The 18,073-nt window shown below is 63.5% G+C and carries 17 protein-coding genes and 1 pseudogene; 10 read left to right on the top strand and 8 right to left on the bottom strand.

Annotated elements, in window-relative coordinates; all coding sequences use genetic code 11:
- Position 1 precedes the first annotated feature (1 nt).
- Positions 2–493 (bottom strand): DUF2505 domain-containing protein, encoded by a 492-nt coding sequence (locus tag G7Y29_RS01125; RefSeq protein WP_165003339.1) that lies wholly within the window; start codon positions 491–493, stop codon positions 2–4.
- 24 nt (positions 494–517) lie between these two features.
- On the opposite strand from G7Y29_RS01125, the gene G7Y29_RS01130 reads away from it, so the two are divergent.
- Positions 518–1,525: a UDP-N-acetylmuramate dehydrogenase gene (locus G7Y29_RS01130; RefSeq protein ID WP_235933498.1), complete on the top strand. Its 1,008-nt coding sequence runs from the start codon at positions 518–520 to the stop codon at positions 1,523–1,525.
- Here G7Y29_RS01130 and G7Y29_RS01135 read toward each other — a convergent pair.
- The 6 genes and pseudogenes from G7Y29_RS01135 to G7Y29_RS01155 all read right to left on the bottom strand — a co-directional run bounded on the left by G7Y29_RS01135 (position 1,522) and on the right by G7Y29_RS01155 (position 8,945).
- On the bottom strand, positions 1,522–3,228 hold the full coding sequence (locus tag G7Y29_RS01135; protein ID WP_165003341.1) for a long-chain-fatty-acid--CoA ligase: 1,707 nt from the start codon (positions 3,226–3,228) through the stop codon (positions 1,522–1,524). The two genes, G7Y29_RS01130 and G7Y29_RS01135, sit on opposite strands and share 4 nt — an antisense overlap.
- Before the next feature lie 39 nt (positions 3,229–3,267).
- Complete coding sequence (locus G7Y29_RS01140) at positions 3,268–4,971, bottom strand: long-chain-fatty-acid--CoA ligase (protein WP_165003735.1); 1,704 nt, start codon at positions 4,969–4,971, stop codon at positions 3,268–3,270.
- 526 nt (positions 4,972–5,497) lie between these two features.
- A complete protein-coding gene (locus G7Y29_RS01145; protein WP_165003343.1) occupies positions 5,498–5,938 on the bottom strand; it encodes a hypothetical protein in 441 nt (146 codons plus the stop codon).
- A gap of 109 nt (positions 5,939–6,047) precedes the next feature.
- Positions 6,048–6,695 carry an LGFP repeat-containing protein gene (locus tag G7Y29_RS01150; protein WP_249399828.1) on the bottom strand — a complete coding sequence of 216 codons (648 nt, stop codon included), beginning with the start codon at positions 6,693–6,695 and terminating at the stop codon, positions 6,048–6,050.
- 45 nt (positions 6,696–6,740) lie between these two features.
- Positions 6,741–6,881: pseudogene (locus tag G7Y29_RS10765) on the bottom strand (LGFP repeat-containing protein); the annotation flags it as partial.
- A gap of 348 nt (positions 6,882–7,229) precedes the next feature.
- Positions 7,230–8,945 carry a long-chain-fatty-acid--CoA ligase gene (locus G7Y29_RS01155; protein WP_165003345.1) on the bottom strand — a complete coding sequence of 572 codons (1,716 nt, stop codon included), beginning with the start codon at positions 8,943–8,945 and terminating at the stop codon, positions 7,230–7,232.
- Positions 8,946–9,138: 193 nt separating this feature from the next.
- Here G7Y29_RS01155 and G7Y29_RS01160 point away from each other — a divergent pair, with 193 nt between their 5' ends.
- The 5 genes from G7Y29_RS01160 to G7Y29_RS01180 are packed head-to-tail and all read left to right on the top strand — an operon-like array spanning position 9,139 to position 14,173.
- The gene (locus G7Y29_RS01160; RefSeq protein WP_165003347.1) at positions 9,139–10,164 is read left to right on the top strand and encodes a MinD/ParA family ATP-binding protein; all 1,026 of its coding nucleotides are present in this window, start codon (positions 9,139–9,141) and stop codon (positions 10,162–10,164) included.
- A 26-nt stretch (positions 10,165–10,190) separates the two neighbouring features.
- Complete coding sequence (gene mshA, locus G7Y29_RS01165) at positions 10,191–11,456, top strand: D-inositol-3-phosphate glycosyltransferase (RefSeq protein WP_165003349.1); 1,266 nt, start codon at positions 10,191–10,193, stop codon at positions 11,454–11,456.
- A 30-nt stretch (positions 11,457–11,486) separates the two neighbouring features.
- Positions 11,487–12,236, top strand: coding sequence for a phosphoglyceromutase (locus G7Y29_RS01170; protein WP_165003351.1), 750 nt, complete (start codon positions 11,487–11,489; stop codon positions 12,234–12,236).
- 6 nt (positions 12,237–12,242) lie between these two features.
- A complete protein-coding gene (locus G7Y29_RS01175; protein WP_196820161.1) occupies positions 12,243–13,484 on the top strand; it encodes a sensor histidine kinase in 1,242 nt (413 codons plus the stop codon).
- The gene (locus tag G7Y29_RS01180; protein WP_165003353.1) at positions 13,481–14,173 is read left to right on the top strand and encodes a response regulator transcription factor; all 693 of its coding nucleotides are present in this window, start codon (positions 13,481–13,483) and stop codon (positions 14,171–14,173) included. Before G7Y29_RS01175 ends, G7Y29_RS01180 begins: the two co-directional genes overlap by 4 nt.
- On the opposite strand, the gene G7Y29_RS01185 is transcribed toward G7Y29_RS01180, so the two are convergent.
- A complete protein-coding gene (locus G7Y29_RS01185; protein ID WP_165003356.1) occupies positions 14,155–15,042 on the bottom strand; it encodes a DUF3109 family protein in 888 nt (295 codons plus the stop codon). The two genes, G7Y29_RS01180 and G7Y29_RS01185, sit on opposite strands and share 19 nt — an antisense overlap.
- A 33-nt stretch (positions 15,043–15,075) precedes the next feature.
- Between G7Y29_RS01185 and G7Y29_RS01190 the strand changes: the two genes are divergently transcribed.
- The 4 genes from G7Y29_RS01190 to G7Y29_RS01205 all read left to right on the top strand — a co-directional run bounded on the left by G7Y29_RS01190 (position 15,076) and on the right by G7Y29_RS01205 (position 18,056).
- Positions 15,076–16,020 carry a Ppx/GppA family phosphatase gene (locus tag G7Y29_RS01190; protein WP_165003358.1) on the top strand — a complete coding sequence of 315 codons (945 nt, stop codon included), beginning with the start codon at positions 15,076–15,078 and terminating at the stop codon, positions 16,018–16,020.
- Complete coding sequence (locus tag G7Y29_RS01195) at positions 16,020–16,784, top strand: hypothetical protein (RefSeq protein ID WP_165003360.1); 765 nt, start codon at positions 16,020–16,022, stop codon at positions 16,782–16,784. Before G7Y29_RS01190 ends, G7Y29_RS01195 begins: the two co-directional genes overlap by 1 nt.
- Positions 16,785–16,829: 45 nt before the next feature.
- Positions 16,830–17,687, top strand: a complete 858-nt coding sequence (gene proC, locus G7Y29_RS01200) for a pyrroline-5-carboxylate reductase (protein WP_249399772.1) — start codon at positions 16,830–16,832, stop codon at positions 17,685–17,687.
- A gap of 177 nt (positions 17,688–17,864) precedes the next feature.
- A complete protein-coding gene (locus tag G7Y29_RS01205) occupies positions 17,865–18,056 on the top strand; it encodes a helix-turn-helix domain-containing protein (protein WP_165003361.1) in 192 nt (63 codons plus the stop codon).
- Positions 18,057–18,073: the final 17 nt, after the last annotated feature.

Consider the following 18,073-nt stretch of genomic DNA (forward strand, 5'->3'; position numbering starts at 1 on the left):
ACTAGAGGTTATCGGTGATCCACTGCTCGGTGAGCTTGGCCTCGTTGGAGAAGATCTCCTCGAGCGCCTCACCGACCTTCGGCTCTAGTGCGGCACCCATGAACGGGATGGAGACCTTGGCTTCGTTGGCGTAGGCCAGGGTGGTGGTCTCGCCGGCACCGGTCAAGGTGATGTCTCCGTTGAAGTCCACTGGGGTGCCCTTGACGTCGCCGGTGTAATCGAGCTTGGCGGTTTCGCCCTCGAGCGCGCCGATGTTGACGGTGCGCTTGAGTTTGAGGTCCTGGGAGATCATGGCTTGCGCGGCCTCGGGCAGGATGGACTTCGGGAGCACCTCGAAAAGGGTGACGGAGTTGCCGTCGAATTCCTTGAGGGTGCCCGGCTCCGGGGAGAGCTTCTCGGCGATGAACTCCCAGTACTCCTTGGTGGACAGTGCCTGGTGCACCTTTGCGGCGGGGTGGTTGACGGTAACGGTTACTTCGCTGTGTGCGGTCATGGGTCACAGACTACCGTGGTAGGGGTGTCCGATTCATCTTTTGCCTCCCTCACTACCCTGCGCGTCGGTGGCGAGCCGCGCGCAATAATCCGCTGCACGAGTGCGGAGCAGCTCGCAGAAACAGTCGCCGCGCTTGACGCCGCTGGGGAGGAGCTGCTGGTTGTTGGCGGAGGATCCAACCTTGTCGTGGCAGACGGCCCGCTTGATCTCACGGCCGTCATCGTGGCCAACGGGGGGATCTCGCTTGTCGACGCCACCACGGTGCGTGCCGGTGCCGGCGCCGTGTGGGACGATGTGGTGGCGTTCGCCGTGAGCCACGGCCTCGGGGGAATCGAGGCGCTCAGCGGCATCCCCGGTTCCGCGGGCGCCACGCCGGTGCAGAACGTGGGCGCCTACGGCGCCGAGATCTCGGACGTGCTCACCCGGGTGCGCCTGTGGAACCGCCGGACCGGGGTGGATGAATGGGTCCCCGCCGAGTCCCTCGATCTGGCGTACCGCTACTCCAATCTGAAGTTCACCGCCCGCGCCGTTGTGCTCGAAATTGAGCTGCGCCTGCGGCCTGCTGAGCTCTCGGCGCCCCTGCGTCACCTCGGCGGGGAACGCCTCCCGCTGGTGCAGGCCCGCGCAAACATCGTAGAGACGCGACGGTCGAAGGGCATGGTTCTCGACACCGCGGACCACGACACGTGGTCCGCCGGATCGTTCTTCACCAACCCGATCGTGGCGACGGAGTGTGCCGACACCATCGCCGCCGAGGTGGGGGAGGCCGGCATGCCGCGCTTCGCGCAGCCTGACGGGCGCGAGAAGCTGTCTGCGGCGTGGCTCATCGAGCGCGCAGGGTTCCCGCGGGGCTATCCCGGCGCGTGCGCACCGGCGCGCCTGAGTACGAAGCACACCCTGGCGCTGACCAACCGCGGAAGCGCCACCTCAGACGACATTGTGGCTCTCGCCCGAGACGTGCGGGCGGGCGTCGAGAAGCGTTTCGGCGTCATCCTCGAGCCCGAACCCGTCTGGGTGGGAGTGGGGATTTAGGTTTCGATCATCTCGAGCAGATCGGCCTGGACCTCTCGCCGGCGGATCTTGCCCATCTGATCGCGGGCGAGCTCCTCGAAGTGGTAAAAGGTGCGGGGAACCTTGTACGGCGTGAGGTTCGCGCGGGCGAACGCGCGCAGGTTGTCAGGGTCGAGCTCGGCGCCTTCCCGCAGCGTCACGCAGGCCACGACGTCCTCCGACCCGTCAGTGCGGGGGCGGCCGACGACGGCGACGTCCTCGACAGCCTTGTGCTTACGCAGGACCTCTTCGACCTCGGCGGGGTAGACGTTGAAGCCGCCGGTGATGATGAGCTCCTTGATACGGGACACCAGCTTGATAAACCCGTCCGCCTCCATCACACCCATGTCACCGGTGCGGAACCAGCCGTCGTGGAATGCCTTCTCGGTAGCTTCAGTGTTGTTGAGATAGCCCTTGAACACCTGCGGGCCGCGGGCGAGGATTTCACCCGCCTCCCCGTACGGCATGTCTTCATCGAGGTTGTCGGGATTAGCGATGCGGATATCGGTGTCAGGGAAGGGAATACCGATGTAACCGGGACGGCGGTCGGCGCTCTCCGGGTTGCCGACCAGGATGGGCGATGTCTCCGTGAGACCGTAACCCTCGACCAGGCGGCCGCCGGTGAGCTCATCCCACTCGTCGATGACCGATACGGGCAGCGAGGACGCGCCCGAGAATCCGATGGACAGGCACGAGAGGTCGATGTTGTCGTCCTTGGCCTGCTGGACAATGCGTTCGAAGAGCGTCGGCACTCCGGGCATGAACGTCGGCGAGTGCTTCTTGATGGCCTTGAGCACCAGGTCGATCTTCGGGGCGGGCAGAAGCACGATCTCGCTGCCGATGACGAAGGGTAGGGTCAGCGAGAAGGTTAGGCCGTAGGCGTGGAAGAACGGCAGGGTGGCGAGCATGCGCTGATCCGCCTCTTGGAAAGACTTGACCCAGGCCTCGCCCTGGATCGCGTTGGCCAGCAAGTTTCGGTGGGTAAGCACGGCGCCCTTCGGGCGACCTGTTGTGCCGGAGGTGTAGAGGATCAGCGCCGGGGAGTCGGGATTGGATTCCGCGTGGGCCGTGAAGTCACCGCCTTCACCGCCGATGGCTGTGCCAGTCAGAGCCTCCCACGGGAGCGTTCCCCAGGCCGGTCCGGTGAGCTGGGCACGGGCCTCCTTTACCTTGGCCAACGGGATGCGCAGCGCCATGCGCGTGGTCCACGGCATGGCTAGGGTCATGTCGACGCTGACGATCGTTTCGAGCTCCGTAGTGGCGCGGAGTTCACCGGCAACGTCCGAGACCTTGTCCCACACGACTGCCACGCGTGCACCGTGGTCCTGGAACTGCGGCCGCAGCTCCGCAGCAGTGTAGAGCGGGTTGTGCTCGACGACGACGCCGCCGAGCAACTGCACCGCATAAAACGCGGCGACGTGCTGGGGGCAGTTCGGGAGCATGATCGCGACCCGGTCGCCTGGTTTGACGCCGAGCGCGGAGAGGCCAGCAGCAGCGCGACGGACCTGGGCATCCAGCTCGGCGAAGGTCATCCCGCGCCCGAAGAATCGGGTGGCGGGCTTGTTTCCGTTCGCCTCTAGATTGCCGGCGTAGATACCCGGAAGGGTGGCGGTTCCATAGTCCAGAGAGTGGGGGGTCCACTCGGTATAGGACTCGAGCCAGGGTTTCGAAGTGTTGGAAGGCATGCGCCCGAGTATATCCCGGTTTCCTACGGTCCCGTAGCTTTAAAACTGTGCAGTTCCCGCTTCCAGCATGTCGAGCAGGGTTTTTTGGACTTGCTTACGGCGGATTTTGCCGGTTTGGTCGCGGTTGAGCTCCTCGAAATGGTAGAAGGTGCGCGGGACTTTGTAGGCGGTGAGGCGTTCACGGGCGTAGGTTTGGAGCCCTTCGGGGTCGAGGGGCGCGCCTTCGTGGAGGGTGACGCAGGCGACAACGTCTTCGGAGCCATCGGTGCGGGGGCGGCCGACGATGGCGATGTCGTCGATGTCGGGGTGGTGCTTGAGCACTTGTTCGACCTCGTCGGGGTAGACGTTGAATCCGCCGGTGATGATCATTTCCTTGATGCGGGCGACGAGACGGATGAAGCCGTCCTCCTCCATCACGCCCATGTCGCCGGTGCGGAAGAAGCCGTCGTGGAACGCTTTTTCATTTGCTTCCGGCTTGTTGAGGTAACCGGAGAAGACTTGGGGGCCGCGGGCGAGGACCTCACCGGGTTCGCCGTCGGGCACAGTTTCTGCGGGGTTGTCCGGGTTGGCGATGCGGATCTCCGTGTCCGGGAACGGCACGCCGATGTAACCGGGGCGGCGGTTGCCGTCAAGCGGGTTGGCGGTGAGGATCGGAGAGGTCTCGGTGAGGCCGTAGCCTTCCACGAGGCGTCCTCCGGTGGCCTTCTCCCACTTCTCCAGTGTCGCAGTCGGCAGGGTAGCTGCCCCGGAAAACGAATAGCGGATGGAGGTGATGTCCTTCTTGTTCTCAATCGCCCAGTCAGAGATGCGTTCGTACAGGGTGGGGACACCCGGCAGCATTGTCGGTTTTGTCTTTTCGATGGCGTTGAACATCAGCTCCGGCTTCGGAGCCGGAACGAGCACAATCTGCGCCCCCACGGCGAAGCCGATCGCGAAGTTGAGGGTCAAGCCGTAGACGTGAAACAGAGGGAGAACGGCGAAGATGCGCTCCTCCTGCTCGCCGAAGTTGCCGAACCACTCCAAGCCGGCGACGACGTTCGCGTTGAGGTTGGCGTGCGTCAGGGGAGCGCCCTTCGGGGAACCGGTCGTGCCGGACGTGTACAGGATGAAAGCGATGTCATCCTGGGTGACCTCCACGGTCTCGCGGTTCGGCTCGTTCTGAAGCAGTCGCGACCACGGGATCGTTCCTTCGGCGGGGCCGGTAAGCTCGGCGCGCTTCTTCTTGATGGAGCCCAGCGGCAGACCGAGCACCGTCCGTAGGTGCCACGGCATGGCGTCAATCATGTTGACGGTGACAACCTTCTCCAGCGGCGTGGTGCGCGCGAGCTCCTTGTACACCGGCGATGCCTTGTCCCACGCGATGACGATCTTTGCTCCGTGGTCCTCGAACTGCTCCTGCAGCTCGTACGCGGTGTAGAGCGGGTTGTGCTGGACGACGGTGGCGCCGAGACTGTGGACCGCCAGAATGGAAACGACGTGCTGCGGGCAGTTCGGCAATGCGATGGCGACGCGGTCACCCTTCTCTACGCCGAGTCCGGTCAACCCGTTAGCGATGCGCCGCACCTGGTCGTCCACCTCACCGTAGGTGAGTTCCTTGCCCATGAACCAGGTGAATTTCCTGTCGCGGTGCTCGGAGACCGCATCGTTGAAGCGGGAAACCAGGGTGTCGTTGCCGTAGGCCAGTTGCGGACTGGTCCATTGCGCGTAGTGCCGCAGCCAAGCTTTGTTCTCGTACGCCCCCATCGCGAGCGACCTCCTCATTAGTTGTGCCTATCTAACTGGTGTGGCGCTCATCCTACCTACCGTTCGGAGTGGCATGTGCGGATTTCAAGACATATCTTTTCACCCGCGTAGGCTGGGAGCCTGAAATTTTCGGTTGTCTCGGGAGGCATTACTCCACCTGGGCGGGTTTCTGGACCACCGTTCGAACTTCGCCCACCGGTTTACTTGGCATAGCAGATAAGAAAACCAGCGAGATTCTACTAATTCATTTCAGAGACTGACGATGACCTACAGCTCGGGTTCTTACGCGCTTCACTGTGACAATCAGCGGTAACCAGAGTTCCTGAAGCGTTCCAGTCACTAATCTCTACTTTGCTGTCTTACCCAAGGATGAGTCAGGTGACCATCAGCAATAGGCGTGAGAAGTTAGACGTGACAAACGTACGGGATACGGATGGTTTGCCCATTGGTTCGTTGCAGCTAGATCTACGGTGTCAGTGTGCGTGTGATGCATGAGGGGAGCATGGGCAATTCTTAAAAACTTCTGTTAGCCATTCCTACCGATGTCCCTTATGGATACGTGACCTGTAAGGTTTTCTCCCGGAAAACAGATGGGACTTTTTCCGAGATTTTCTCGTCTTTCATTGATGGAAAACACGAAATGAGAAAATTGAGGAACGATCTGCACCGCTGGGAAATCCTCCCTCAACTTATACGTGATGTCCCAGCCCTTGTCGTACCACCGAAACCGATCGAAGTCCTCTTTCCACTGAGGTCGCTCGCGAAAGCTGTCGGGTTTATCGATGAAATTTAAACTGAATTCTCTCGTCCACTCAAGGATCTCGTTTCCCAAAGCAGGTTCTATACCTAAATCCTCGGGAAGATAGTAGGCCCTTCCTTCGAAACCGTTGACTGCTAGTTCTTTAGAAGCCCACAAGGAACTTGGGTGGCCAAATTCTGGCCAAAGGATAATTTTCCGGGGTTCCATGAAGCTAGGCTATCGTCAGCTTTACTGCCATAAAAGTGGAAGCCCCTTGACGCATCTTGCCCATTCTGTCGAGTACTCATCGTCTCCTGCCCACGCGGTAACAAACTCGTTAGTTTCGTTGCGGGCAATTGCCAAGACCGGGTCGATCAAGGTCCTCCGCTGGGAAAGTGTAGGAGACGCATCTCAGAAAATCATACCACTCTTTCCTAGTTAGAGGATAATTCGCAAAATGGCCCGGATGTCCCCCGACCTCCGGATTAGGCGCCATGTGTGTGCGGAATCGTCTGCAATCCAGGGTCACCATACCTTTGCCCGGTACTCGCCACGCAGCTAGTTTCGTATCTGCTGGAAGCTCGTATTCAATACATGGGAGAACGCGCTCCTGGTAATTTTCGCGCGCTTCATCGTCATCAAAAGTTTCTGCTTGGAGGACGGAGGAACCAACGACGGGAGCGAAAATCGGCCAGTAGAGGTCCTTGGTTATTTGGGACACACCCGTCAATTTTCCGCCCATAAACTCCTGTTCCTGCCAGAAGCTATCTTGTGCAACCGGATCCCCTATGGGGTACCCCAAAAGCCCTTTTTCAAATCCCTGTTCAGTGTACTGAAGCAGAAATGTTCCGCTCACCGGATGTGCTCCGTGTTGTGGTGTCCAGTAGATCATTCCGCCTTCGAAGACGTTGTAGCGTCCGATTCCGTCTGGGGTGGTCAGCTCATCACTGATGGGAAAGCCAAGATCCCTGTTGTGTCCACCCATGGACTGCCACTTGTCGTAGATAGCTCCCTGGATGCTGGCCTGTGTAGCGGGTAGTGCATTATGCGTGTAGACGTGTCCGCCCTCAAAGTGTTGGACGTACCACTGGTTGCCCAGTGAGATGTCGCTGGTGGTGGGGTAGCCGAGAAACCCGTTTTCCCATCCGTGCCGCTGCCACACCCGTGACACTGGGACACTGACACTGTGCGCACCCGTACGAGGATGCAGTAGATGAATCCATTGATAAACTCTCCTACGTACAGAGTGTCAGGACCGCCTCCCCACAGGGAAGGCAGCCGTAACCACCGCGGGCCGCGCGCCGTCGGCCCGGCCTGTTCAAAGCCCGACAGTCAACGACTGGCCAGTCGCAGACTCGGCCCGTGTCGCGGCGGCCACGGTGAAGAAGTTCGCCGTGGCGCATTCGAAACCACCTACGGTCTCTGCCCGCTTCACCCCTTTTGATTTTGAAGTTCTTTCCCTGCCGGGGCAAGCGCAAAGCCGGTGCGTAGCACCGGCTTTCAGTCGTCGATAAGCGCTCTAGTTCTCGCCGACCTTGGTGTCGTCGCCCTGCTCTAGCATGTCCATCAGGATTGCCTGCACCTCGCGGCGGCGGATCTTGCCCGTCATGTCGCGGGAGAGGTCCTCGAAGTGGTAGAAGGTGCGCGGCACCTTGTAGGCGGTGAGTCGCTCGCGGGCGAACTCACGCAGGGTGTCGGACTGGATAACCGCACCCTCCCGAAGCGTCACGCAGGCGACGACGTCTTCTGAACCGTCCTTGCGCGGGCGGCCGACGACCGCGATGTCCTCGACGTCCGGGTGCTGCTTCATCACCTGCTCGACCTCGTCCGGGTAGACGTTGAATCCGCCGGTGATGATCATTTCCTTGATGCGGGAGACGAGACGGATGAAGCCGTCCTCCTCCATCACGCCCATGTCGCCGGTGCGGAACCAGCCGTCGTGGAACGCGGCTTCCGTCGCCTCCGGCTTGTTCAGGTAACCCTTGAACACCTGCGGGCCGCGGGCCAGAAGCTCTCCCGGTTCGCCGTCCGGCATGGTCTCATCCAGGTTGTCCGGGTTGGCGATGCGAATCTCCGTGTTTGGGAACGGCACGCCGATGTAACCGGGGCGGTGGTTTCCGTCCATCGGATTCGCGGTGAGGATCGGCGAGGTCTCCGTGAGGCCGTAGCCCTCCACGAGACGGCCGCCAGTGATGCCCTCCCACTTTTCAATCGTCGCTGCGGGCAGGGTGGATGCGCCGGAGAAGGAGTTGCGGATTGTTGGGTACTTCTTGTCGCTGGCGATGGCAGATTCGGCGATCTTCTCGTACAGCGTGGGCACGCCGGGGAAGAAGGTCGGCGAGTTCTTCTTCATCGCCATGGCGATGAGCGGCGGCTCCGGCGCGGGGACAAGGATCAGCTCCGCACCGGTGCCGATGCCCAGACCGACTGTGAGGGCGAAACCGTAAACATGGAAGAGAGGGAGGATCGTCATGATCTTCTCCGGCTCTTTGCCCAGGTCCTTCACCCACACCATGCCTGTCTTGAGCATGGAGTTCAGGTTCGCGTGAGTCAGCTGCGCACCCTTCGGCGGGCCTGTGGTGCCGGAGGTGTAGAGGATGAGAATGGTGTCGTCCTGCGCCACGTTCTCTGGGGCCTCGAACTGTTTGTCAATCATCAGCGCGGCCCACGGCATGGTGGCGGGCGCGTCGCCCGTGAGTTTGTCGCGCAGCTCCTTGACCTTGGGGACGGGGAGTTTCAGCGCCGCGCGATACTTCAGCGGCATCGCGTCGATCATGTTGACCGAAACGATGGTGGACAGGGGTGCGTCCTTGCGGATTGTCGAGATCGTCGGGGCCGCCTTGTCCCAGACGATGGCAACCTTGGCACCATGGTCCTGGAACTGGGGCAGGAGTTCGGCGGCGGTGTAGAGCGGGTTGTGCTCGACAACGATGGCGCCGATGCGCATGACGGCGATGAAGGAGATCACGTGCTGCGGGCAGTTGGGCATGACGAGCGCGACGCGGTCACCCTTCTTCACACCGAGTTCTTGGAGACCCGCCGCAACTTTGAGCACCTGCTCGTTGAGTTCCGCGTACGTCATAGTCTTCTCGAAGAACCACGTTGCGGTCCGGTTCGAGAATTTGGCGAGGTTGCGCTCGTAAATGTCGACGAGAGTGTCCTCTCCCAGGTCAACCTCGTGCGGCGTCCACGGCGCGTAGTGCTTCAACCAGGCCTTTTCTTCCAGTGCGCCCATAAGAGGCTCCTTTGGGTTTCGATTCTTTGCGGTAGGGTTCCGTATCAGTATAGGGAAGCGTCAGTGTTTCGCATCACATTTAATCCAAATCGTAACCGGGGACCCCTTTTCTGCACCGCCCGCCTTGCATGCCGCCCCACATCGGGTAAGAAATGTGGGTGACGGGGTGCACACGACAACGGGGGGAACCGACATGCACAACACCGAAGCAACAGGAATCTCATGGACGCAGTGGGTGCAGCAGCCGCAATCGCGCTTCGCCGAGCCGCCGAGCAACGAGTTGCTCCCGCCACCGGGCCTTGACCAGTCCACACTGGTCAACCCGGTCGGGGCGCCACCGCAGCGGGGTTGGCGCCGTCTGGTCCACGACTCGACGGGTGGGCGCCTCAACCCGGGCCGCTCGAAGCGCGAAGTGCGGGAGCAGGAGCTTGTCGACGCCATCCGGGCGCCGCTGCGAGGCGACTACCGCATCGCGGTGATGTCGCTGAAGGGCGGGGTGGGCAAGACCACGACCACCGTGGCGCTCGGAGGTGTTTTCGCCCAGACTCGGGGGGACAGGGTGATCGCCATCGACGCGAACCCGGACCTGGGCACGCTCGCCCAGCGCGCCGCCGCCCCGGCGCCAGCCACCATCCGGGACCTGCTCACCGCCCCCGACACGTCGCGCTACCCGCAGGTCCGCGCCTACACCAACCAGGCGGCATCGCGGCTGGAGGTGATCGGCTCCGAGCGGGACCCGGCGGTGAGCGAGGCGTTTAGCGAGGCCGACTACCGGCGCGCAGTCGACATCCTGCAGCACCACTACAACGTCATCCTCACGGACTGCGGCACGGGGCTCATGCACTCGACGATGGCTGGAGTGCTCGACCTGGCCAACGTACTGATTTTGGTCACGACGCCAGCGCTCGATGGTGTGCAGTCGGCGGCCGCCACCCTCGACTGGCTCAGCCTCCACGGCCACGACCAACTCGCCGCCAACGCGGTCGTTGTCGTCTCCGCCAACGCGCCCGGAGCCCCGACGATCGACATGGCCCGCCTCACCGAGCACTTCACCTCCCGTACCCGGGCCGTCCACCTCATTCCGTACGACCGGCACCTCGCGGAAGGCGCGGTGGTCGAACTGGACCGACTGCACCAGAAAACTCTGAACGCCTACCGGCTCCTCGCAGCCGAGGTCGCCGCAGACTTTGGCTCCTGGCACCGACATGCGGCCTATTAGCGCAACGCCAACTTAGAATTGCGGGCATGCGCGTCGCGATGATCTCCATGCACACGTCCCCGCTCGAGCAACCGGGCACTGGGGACGCCGGCGGCATGAACGTCTACGTCGTAAACATCGCGCGCGAGCTGGCGCGCCGGGGTGTGGTGGTGGACATATTCACCCGAGCCACCCGTCCGAGCCAGGGGGAGGTGGTGCACGTCCGCGAGGGGTTGCGCGTGGTAAATATCGTCGCCGGTCCGTACGAGGGGCTGGCGAAGGAGGACCTGCCGACTCAGCTCGCCGCCTTCGCCGGCGGCATTCTCCAGTTTGCCCGCGCGGAAAGGGCCGTCTACGACCTCATTCATTCGCACTACTGGCTCTCCGGTCAAGTCGCGTGGCTGCTGGCGGATCTCGCCCGCGTGCCGCTGATCCACACCGGGCACACGTGGGCGGCTGTGAAGAACGCACACCGCTCTCACGCCGACGAGCCGGAGGGGGAGGCGCGGCGGATCTGCGAGCAGCAGCTGGTGGACAACGCGGACTCGCTCGTGGTCAACACCGAAGACGAAATACTCGAGCTGGCGCGGCACTACGACGTGGACCCGTCGAAAATTGCGGTGGTCACGCCAGGTGCCGACACCGATCTGTTCACACCCGGCACGAACCGCAACACCGAGGTCGCTCGCCGCCAGCTCGGCATTCCGTTGAACGCGAACGTCATCGCGTTCGTGGGCAGGCTGCAAGAGTTCAAGGGCCCGCAGGTGCTGCTCAGGGCCGTGGGTGAGCTGGTGCGGCGCGACCCGAACCGCGATGTGCGGGTGGTCGTGTGCGGCGGGGCGTCGGGAAGCGGGTCGACGGTCGATCACTACCGGGTGCTCGCGCGCGAGGAGGGGATCGCACGGCGCGTGCGGTTCCTGGGGCCGCGCCCGCCGGAGGAACTGGTGTCGGTGTACCAGGCCGCGGACATCGTCGCGGTGCCCAGTTACAACGAATCCTTCGGCCTTGTCGCTGTGGAGGCGCAGGCGACCGGCACCCCAGTGATCGCGGCGCACGTCGGTGGTTTGCCCCTCGCTGTCGCGGACGGTGAAACCGGCCTTTTGGTCAGCGGTCATAATCCGTCCGCGTGGGCCGACGCTTTCGAGGAGTTGCTTGACGACGACGACAGGCGCATCGCCATGGGTGAGGCCGCGGTTGCACACGCCGGCCGGTTCAGCTGGGCCGTCTCGGCGGCCGCCTTATCGCGGGTGTACGAGGAGACCCTGTCCACCTTCGTGCCGGGCAGCTCGGAGCGGGAACCGTTCGGTGGGTGAGGGGCCCGGATTCGTGGCATGCTTGAAGGCATGAGCAACGGAAAGCTGATTCTGGTCCGGCACGGACAGAGCAAGTGGAACGAGTCCAACCAATTCACGGGCTGGGTCGACGTCGACCTCACTGAGAAGGGCGAACAAGAGGCTGTCAACGCCGGCAAGCTGCTCGTGGAGAAGGGCATCGCGCCCGACATCGTGTTCACGTCGCTGCTGCGCCGCGCGATCCGCACGGCCAACATCGCCCTCAATGCGGCCGACCGCCACTGGATCCCGGTCGTGCGCAACTGGCGCCTCAACGAGCGCCACTACGGCAAGCTCCAGGGCCTGAACAAGGCTGAGATCCGCGCAGAGTTCGGCGAGGAACAGTTCATGACGTGGCGCCGTTCCTACGACACCCCGCCGCCGGAGCTCGAAGATGACAACGAGTACTCGCAGGCGAACGACCCGCGCTACGCCAACCTGCCGCAGGTGCCCCGCACGGAGTGTTTGAAGGACGTTGTCGAGCGTTTCCTGCCCTTCTACGAAGATGTCATCCTGCCCGAGGCGCTGCAGGGAAAGACCGTCATGCTGGCCGCCCACGGCAACTCCCTGCGTGCACTGGTCAAGCACCTGGACAACATCTCGGACGACGACATCGCGGGTCTGAACATCCCGACCGGCATGCCGCTGGTCTACGAGATCGGTGAACGCGGCGCCGTACTGAACCCGGGCGGCACCTACCTGGATCCCGAGGCGGCGGCGGCCGGGGCCGCAGCGGTGGCGAACCAGGGAAACCAGAAGTAAGCCGGTTTGTCACCTGCTGTAGCTTTCGTCCTCGGCGCCCTGCTCGCCGCGGCTGCGGTCGCGCTCGCCCGCTGGGTGGGGCGCCGCGGCCAGGGTGCGTCGTTGCCCGAGCCCGAAGAGCACCACGTCAGCACGATGAGCCAGGTTCTGCACCTGGCCATCCAGGGCTCCACGACCGGTTTCCTGGTGGTCAATCGAACGGGCAGGGTCATCATGTCGAACCCCCGCGCCCACGAGATGTCCATCGTGCATGGCCGTACCGTCAACCCGACGGTAATGGAGACCGCACGCGACGTTTTCGACGACCTCGAGACGCGCACGATAGACCTCGACCTGCCTAAACGGGCGACGGGGAGCCTGGTGCGCAGCGTTCGGGCCGTCGTTAAGCCTCTCACCCTGACCGACACGTCGTTCGTGATCGTCTACGGCACCGACGAGTCGGAGAACGTTCGCATGGAGGCCGCCCGCCGTGACTTCGTGGCTAACGTCTCCCACGAGCTGAAGACTCCGGTCGGTGGCGTCTCGCTGCTCGCCCAGGCGCTTCTGCAGGATCCGGGGGACCCGGAGATGGTCACCTACTTCGGTGAGAAGCTGCTCAAGGAGTCCCACCGGATGGGGGACATGATCACAGACCTGATCAGCCTGTCCAAGCTGCAGGGCGCCGAGGCGTTGCCCGAGATGGCGCCGGTGCGTGTCGACGACGTCATCGACGACGCCATCCAGCGAAACCAGGTCACCGCAGACAACCGCGAAATCGAGCTGACGCGCTCCGCGCGTACCGGCATCAAGGTGCTGGGCGACCGGGCCCTGCTCACGGCCGCAGTGTCGAACCTGGTGTCCAACGCGGTCAACTACTCGCCCAACAACCAGCCGGTGACCATCACTCAGAAGATCGTGCGCGACTCGGTCGTGCTTATCCGCGTTACTGACCGGGGAATTGGCATCGCCCCAGAGGACCAGAAGCGCGTTTTCGAGCGTTTCTACCGCGTGGACAAGGCCCGGTCCCGATCGACAGGCGGCACCGGGCTCGGCTTGGCCATCGTCAAGCATGTCGTGGCCAACCACGGAGGTAACATCAAGTTGTGGTCGCGGCCCGAAACGGGTTCCACCTTCACCATTGAGCTACCGATCTACACCCCCGAGACCCAGGTCGCGATGGGGGAGCGTGAGGCGGAAAAACCCAGTGCGCCCAGTGGTCCCGCCGGGATGCGGGTGGCCGCGCGTCGTAAGGAAAGGGAGAAGCAATGACGACGATCCTCATTGTCGAAGACGAAGAATCCTTGGCCGACCCCTTGGCCTACCTCCTGCGCAAGGAGGGGTTCGAGGCGGTCGTGGCCCCGGACGGGCAGACCGCGCTCGAGGAGTTCAGCGCCAATGCCATCGATTTGGTGCTGCTCGATTTGATGCTGCCCGGGATGAGCGGGACCGACGTGTGCAAGAAGCTCCGCGCTATCTCGGCCGTCCCGATCATCATGGTCACGGCGCGCGACTCCGAGATTGACAAGGTTGTCGGCCTTGAGCTGGGTGCGGATGACTATGTGACCAAGCCGTACTCCACACGAGAGCTCATCGCCCGCATCCGCGCGGTACTGCGCCGCGGCCCCGAGGTCGTGGAAGAGGAGGAAGAGTCCGACGACCGCGTCTTGGAAGGCGGTCGGGTCAGGTTGGACGTCTCTCGCCACACGGTCTATGTCGAAGGACAGCCTGTGGCGATGCCGCTAAAGGAGTTCGACCTGCTCGAGTACCTCATGCGCAACGCGGGCCGGGTGCTCACCCGCGGACAGCTCATCGAACGCATTTGGGGCGCGGACTACGTGGGCGACACAAAGACACTCGACGTCCACGTCAAGCGTTTGCGCACCAAGATTGAGGTGGCGCCGTCGCGCCCGACCCAGCTGGTCACCGTCCGTGGCCTCGGTTACAAGTTCGAGGCCTGATCGCGGCTCGCGGGGTGGGCCGCCTTGGCAAAGGCCGGGAGGGTGGCGCGCGCTGAGCAGTGCTTCTCGACGACCCGGTACGCCGCGTCGCCGATCAACGCCGACAGCTCGTCTTTCATGGACTTCCACACGGGTGTGCCGCCGCTTCCCGAGTGGCAGTTGGAGTCACCGGTACACCACCAGTCGAAATCTTCCCCGCCGCCGCCCCACTGGCGCCGGTCGTACTCGCCGATGGTGGTGCGCAAAATTTCCTCGCCGTCGGAACGCTCCTCCCATTCGTCTTCGCGGGAGAACGGCACCTGCCAGCACACCTCCGGTTTGGACCCGATGACGCTCCGTCCCTCTGCGACCGCCCACTGGTGCAGAGCGCAGCCCGGGCCGGTTTCGGCGTCGGCGCGGTTGGCGAAGATGCAGGCACCGTCGACACGCGTTGTCTTCAGGCTGGGTTCTTCCTCTCCCTCATCCCATTCCAGCCACGGCTCAAGCGCTGTTGGGTCGGCTGCCTCGATGTACGGGTCGACGCCGGCGGGGCGCAGCTGCCAAAACTGCGCGGGCATCTCGGCGACGGCGTTGTAGAGGTCGTCGCGGTCTTTCTCGTCCGAGAGGTACGCGCCGTGAATGCAGCAGCCGGCCACGGGGAGGCTTTCATCGATGCCGTGGCATTCGGAGGTGCCGAAGCGGCAGCTCCACGTGGACTCCAGCCAGGTCAAGTCGACGGTGATGTAGTGCTTCGGGTCCTCCGGGTGGATGAACTCGAACCACTCGCGGGGGAAATCCGCGGCAACCTCACGCCCTGCGAGAATGGACTTTCCTGCCGGGGAACTGGCGGGAAAACCGAGATAAACGGGACTTTGGGCTGGTTGATTCACACTTGAGTACCGTAGACCCACTACTCTGGTTGTGTGCGACTAGGTGTATTAGATGTTGGCAGCAATACCGTCCACCTCGTGGCGGTCGATGCCCACAGCGGCGGCCGTCCGACTCCGATGAGCGATTGGAAGCAGCCCCTGCGGCTAGTCGAGCTTCTCGACGCGGACGGCGCGATCGAGGACAAGGGTGTCGACAAACTCGTCGGCGCCGTCCAAGAGGCGAAGGACCTTTCCGGGAACTTGAAGTGCGAGGAGTTCCTCGCGTTCGCCACTTCTGCGATCCGCTCCGCGACGAACTCGGATGACGTGCTTCGCCGGGTGGAGAAGAAGACCGGTGTGGAGCTGCGCATCCTCAGCGGTGTGGAGGAGGCGCGCCTGACGTTCCTCGCGGCCCGGCGTTGGCACGGTTGGTCCGCCGGCCGGATCACGAACATCGACATCGGCGGCGGCTCGCTCGAGATGTCCACCGGCATCGAGGAGACTCCCGACCTCGCGGTGTCCCTCGACCTGGGTGCGGGCCGCCTCACCCACCAGTGGTTCGACACCGACCCGCCCGAGCGCAAAAAGATCAACCTGTTGCGCGATTTCATCGACGCCGAGCTGGCTCTGCCGGCGGAGCAGTTCCGCGCCCTCGGTGAGACCGGGCTGGCTGTGGGCACCTCGAAAACGCTGCGCACGCTCGCCCGCCTCACTGGCGCGGCACCGTCGTCGGCGGGCCCTTTTGTCAAGCGCACGCTCACCGCGCCGGGCCTTCGGCAGCTGATCGCGTTCATTTCACGCATGACGGCAGCGGACAGGGCGGAGCTTGAAGGCATCAACGCAGACCGTTCCCACCAAATCGTCGCAGGCGCGTTGGTGGCTGAAGCCGCGATGCGCGCCTTAAATATTGATAAGTTGGAAATCTGCCCGTGGGCGTTGCGCGAAGGCGTGATCTTGCGGTGGATCGATCAGGGACAAAAATTCGAAGGAGAGAGCTAATGGCGGATGACTCGCAGCTCACTGTCGCGGAACTTCTGGCGCGCGCTCAGAAAGAAAACCCCGGCGACGAGCAGCCGCGCCGCCGGCGCCGCCGCAGCCTCGACGAGGGCGGAGTCTCCGTTGCTGAATTAACCGGTTCGCTGCGCAAGGTCGACGCCCGCCCGGTGGAGTCGAAGCACTCCAGCGTCCCGATCGACCCCGTTGACAGAACCCCGAAGCCGCAGTCCGCGCAGGAGACCGCCCCGGAAACCGTCGTTCTGCAGAAGGTGGACGCCCCGGCGCCAGAGCAGAAGGCGCCCGCCGCCGCGGAAACCACCACCTGGTCGAAGTTCGAGCGTCCGGCCCCTGCTCCCGTTCCGGCTGCGGTGCCGCTCGATGCGACGGGTGAAATCCCAGTCGTCGAGACGGAGACGGCCGTGGAACAACCGGTGCAGGACCGTACCGGAGAGTTTGACCTGTTCGGCGCGGATGAGCCGGGACAGGCGGCGGAGCCCGTCGAGGAGGACGCGGCCGTCAACCCGATCTCGCTCGTGCTGTTCGTCTTCCTCGGGTTGGTAGCCGGCGTGCTCGGGTTCCTCGCATTCCGGTGGGTCTGGGCGAGTCTCCCGGTCGCCGCGGCCGTGATCCTCGCTCTTGTGGTGACCGCGCTGGTCGTTGTCGGCGTGCGTGCCCTGCGCACCGGCAAGGACGGTCTGAGCATGACGCTGGCCGGCATCGCCGGCTTGGTGATGACGCTCGGTCCGGGCCTCATCAACGGGTTGTAGAACGGAGACTCCCGGTTCGCTGCGGGGTGTGGCAGTGTGGACACCGTGGATAACTCAAAGACCCTGGACGGGGCGGAGCCGCTGAGCTCCGACCTCGGCAAAATCGCCGTCATCGGCGGAGGCAACATCGGAGAGGCCCTCATCGCTGGGCTGCTGAAGGCGGGGGTGGAGCCGACCTCCATCTTCGCCACGAACCGCAGCCCGGAGCGCTCGTCCGAGCTCGCGCAGCGCTATGGAATCCTCACCGGCAGTGACAATGTGGAGGCGGTCACAGACGCCAGCATGTGCTTCCTGTGCGTCAAACCCGCGCAAATACTCGAGGTTATCGAAGAGGTCAGCGACACGGTTGCGCGCCACGACGAATCCACCGCGATCGTCTCCATGGCGGCGGGCATCACCTTGGCCGCGATTGAGGGTGCCGTATCCGCCGCGGGGACCCCGCTGTTCCGCGTCATGCCGAACACGCCCATGCTGGTGGGCAGGGGAGTGCACGTTGTGGCGAGCAGCCGCTTCGTCGATGAAGAAAAACGCGCGCAGGTTCTCGGCGTCTTGGCGGCGACGGGCCGCGTCGTGGAGGTGCCCGAGAGGCTGATCGACGCCGCTACCGCCGTTTCCGGTTCCGGCCCGGCGTACTTCTTTCTGCTGACCGAGGCGCTTGTCGACGCCGGGGTGTCCCTCGGCCTGCCCCGGGATGTGGCGCAAGAGCTGGCGGCGGCCACCGCGTCGGGTGCGGGCGAGATGCTGATGGAGGGGACGTCCCCGGCGCAGCTTCGCCACGCCGTGTGTTCCCCGGCGGGAACGACGGTGGCGGCGGTGCGCGAGCTCGAGGAGTCGGGGCTCAGGGGCGCGCTGTACCGCGCGACGGAGGCCGCGGCCGCCCGCTCCGCTGAACTGGGCGAATAATGTACGCCCCACTGTTCACACGCGTAGCGTTAGCTTCACTGCCAGAACTCGAGCATTTTCTCGGCGCTTAAGTCGCAACCTGCCCACGTTTCACGCTAGTCTGGGTGGAGCACGTGCGTGATCGTCCTGTGGGAGGGGAAGCCTACAGCGCGACCGTGCTGAAGGGTTATGAAATTTATGGCTAATGAAGAAAAGGGAAAGTTCCTTACAGTCGCCGAGGTTGCCGAGATCATGCGCGTCTCCAAGATGACGGTTTACCGTCTGGTGCACGCTGGTGATTTGCCTGCCGTCCGTGTGGGCCGTTCGTTCCGCGTGAACGAGCGCGCTGTTAGCGAGTACCTCGATTCCTCGGTGTACAACGTGGGTTAGCTTCTCGTCCTGACCGC

Source organism: Corynebacterium qintianiae (assembly GCF_011038645.2).
Taxonomy (GTDB): domain Bacteria; phylum Actinomycetota; class Actinomycetes; order Mycobacteriales; family Mycobacteriaceae; genus Corynebacterium; species Corynebacterium qintianiae.

Excerpts from the sequence above, each read along its gene's own strand:
- G7Y29_RS01125 (WP_165003339.1), bottom strand. The coding sequence starts at position 493 with ATGACCGCACACAGCGAAGTAACCGTTACCGTCAACCACCCCGCCGCA.
- G7Y29_RS01135 (WP_165003341.1), bottom strand. The coding sequence starts at position 3,228 with ATGCCTTCCAACACTTCGAAACCCTGGCTCGAGTCCTATACCGAGTGG.
- G7Y29_RS01140 (WP_165003735.1), bottom strand. The coding sequence starts at position 4,971 with ATGGGGGCGTACGAGAACAAAGCTTGGCTGCGGCACTACGCGCAATGG.
- G7Y29_RS01145 (WP_165003343.1), bottom strand. The coding sequence starts at position 5,938 with ATGGAACCCCGGAAAATTATCCTTTGGCCAGAATTTGGCCACCCAAGT.
- G7Y29_RS01150 (WP_249399828.1), bottom strand. The coding sequence starts at position 6,695 with ATGGGTGGACACAACAGGGATCTTGGCTTTCCCATCAGTGATGAGCTG.
- G7Y29_RS01155 (WP_165003345.1), bottom strand. The coding sequence starts at position 8,945 with ATGGGCGCACTGGAAGAAAAGGCCTGGTTGAAGCACTACGCGCCGTGG.
- G7Y29_RS01160 (WP_165003347.1), top strand. The coding sequence starts at position 9,139 with ATGCACAACACCGAAGCAACAGGAATCTCATGGACGCAGTGGGTGCAG.
- mshA (WP_165003349.1), top strand. The coding sequence starts at position 10,191 with ATGCGCGTCGCGATGATCTCCATGCACACGTCCCCGCTCGAGCAACCG.
- G7Y29_RS01170 (WP_165003351.1), top strand. The coding sequence starts at position 11,487 with ATGAGCAACGGAAAGCTGATTCTGGTCCGGCACGGACAGAGCAAGTGG.
- G7Y29_RS01180 (WP_165003353.1), top strand. The coding sequence starts at position 13,481 with ATGACGACGATCCTCATTGTCGAAGACGAAGAATCCTTGGCCGACCCC.
- G7Y29_RS01195 (WP_165003360.1), top strand. The coding sequence starts at position 16,020 with ATGGCGGATGACTCGCAGCTCACTGTCGCGGAACTTCTGGCGCGCGCT.
- G7Y29_RS01205 (WP_165003361.1), top strand. The coding sequence starts at position 17,865 with ATGGCTAATGAAGAAAAGGGAAAGTTCCTTACAGTCGCCGAGGTTGCC.